At 37.6% G+C, this 1,655-nt stretch carries 1 protein-coding gene and 2 pseudogenes; 2 read left to right on the top strand and 1 reads right to left on the bottom strand.

The window, feature by feature from the left end; all coding sequences use genetic code 11:
* Together H5058_RS18590 and H5058_RS18075 are read left to right on the top strand one after the other, a co-directional pair.
* Window positions 1-109 (top strand): annotated as a pseudogene (locus tag H5058_RS18590) (IS982 family transposase); the annotation flags it as partial.
* Between the two features lie 376 nt (window positions 110-485).
* Window positions 486-1,217 carry a FadR/GntR family transcriptional regulator gene (locus tag H5058_RS18075; protein WP_089368963.1) on the top strand — a complete coding sequence of 244 codons (732 nt, stop codon included), beginning with the start codon at window positions 486-488 and terminating at the stop codon, window positions 1,215-1,217.
* Window positions 1,218-1,282: 65 nt separating this feature from the next.
* Here H5058_RS18075 and H5058_RS18070 read toward each other — a convergent pair.
* A pseudogene (locus H5058_RS18070) lies at window positions 1,283-1,531 on the bottom strand (hypothetical protein); the annotation flags it as partial.
* Window positions 1,532-1,655: the final 124 nt, after the last annotated feature.

Genomic DNA, 1,655 nt, shown 5'->3' with positions numbered 1-1,655 from the left:
CGGTTTTATGTTGAATTTAGTAGCTGGGTTGGTGGCTTATTGCTTGAAAGAAAATAAGCCACACCTTAATTTAACTGACGTAGAGCTCAACGCACTAGTTATCGCTTAAGCAGATCTCAGGTTAACTTATGTATTTAAATACGCCAAATTTTTAATTGCTTATAAATGCACTTTTAAAATGTTGAATAGGCTACCTCAAACCACAGTATTATGCCTTAGATTTATTTGTAAATAAGATTGATTAATAAATGCGTTTTTGTTTGCAATAATACGCTAGGTATTTATCAATAGAGAAATGTATATCAATACCTTACATGAAAAGTGAAGCCAATTTGACAAGCCTCTTGAAGGGGGTTATCTTACCAATTAGTATTATAAAATTACCAATTAACTTACGATTACAAAGTAGGCGTAAAGTAGCCTTATTAATTTTCTATTGTGGCAACATTATGAATTTACAACAATTTAAATCAGAGGATATGAAAATGAAAAGGCGCAGACGTTTTTGGACAATTGTTGAAAAATTAGAAGCCGCGATAGCTCAAGGCATTTATCCTGTAGGTACACGGTTACCAGCAGAGCGTGAGTTAGCCGAAATTCACCAAGTAAGCCGCCCGACTATACGCGAGGCAATTATTGCACTTGAAGTTAGAGAGCGCGTTGAAGTAAAAACGGGATCTGGTGTTTTTGTTACTGACACTAAAAAGTCAGAAAGCTTCGCTAAACCAATTAGTGCATTTGAGCTAACTCAAGCCCGTGCTTTGGTTGAAGCCGAGGCTGCAGCACTGTCTGCTGCAACGATACAAAGTGAAGAGTTGGCGTTGTTAAAACAAACACTTGATGACATGCGCATTGCTGAAACCGCGAATTCAGCCGATCAACGTTTTCATGAAATTATTGCGCAATCAACCCGTAATAACGCTATTGTTTTAACAATTAATAATCTTTGGAAGTTGAGATTAACCGAACCTGAAATTATTTCGGCTCATGAAGATGTTTGTTCGCAAAGTAACGAGCAGCGAATACAAGAACACACTGCTATATACGAAGCAATTGCATCGCATGACTCATCAGCAGCAAGAAAAGCAATGCATAACCACTTTAACCGATTAATTAATGCATTATTTGCAGCCAGTGAAGCTAAAGCGCTTGAAGAGATAAAACGTAAAACAGATGAAACGCGTGGATTGTATTCTATTACCCATTTAACCCACTAAGTTAGTTTGTTCACCAAATAAAAAAGGCTCTAAATTAGAGCCTTTTGTGTGTTAATTGCTTTAAATTAGAACTTAAAGCTCATACCTAAGAATAAGCGTGGCCCGTAGTCATTCACTTCACCTAGGTTACCCTCAACAAAGTAGTCTTGTGATTTAGGTGCACTAAATAAGTTAATTGCCTCTGCTTTAATTCTAATGTGCTCATCAATTTTATAAGATGCGCGCATTTCCCACACTCCTACCCCGTCAACATAACGTAAGCGAGTACCATTAGATGTGTAAGGTTGGAAGTATTCGCTACGGTATTTGTAAAGTGAGCGTCTAGCGAACTACACCTATGTTTTAAAATTCCAGGGTAACAAGCTGTCGATATCGGGCTCAGGCTGGCACAGTTCATCAAGGCAAGCACAGATGTAATTAAATGGGATTAGACCATTT

The organism is Pseudoalteromonas sp. SR45-4, assembly GCF_014163535.1.
Classification (GTDB): Bacteria; Pseudomonadota; Gammaproteobacteria; order Enterobacterales; family Alteromonadaceae; genus Pseudoalteromonas; species Pseudoalteromonas nigrifaciens.
This window is presented reverse-complemented; position numbering and strand designations above follow the sequence as displayed.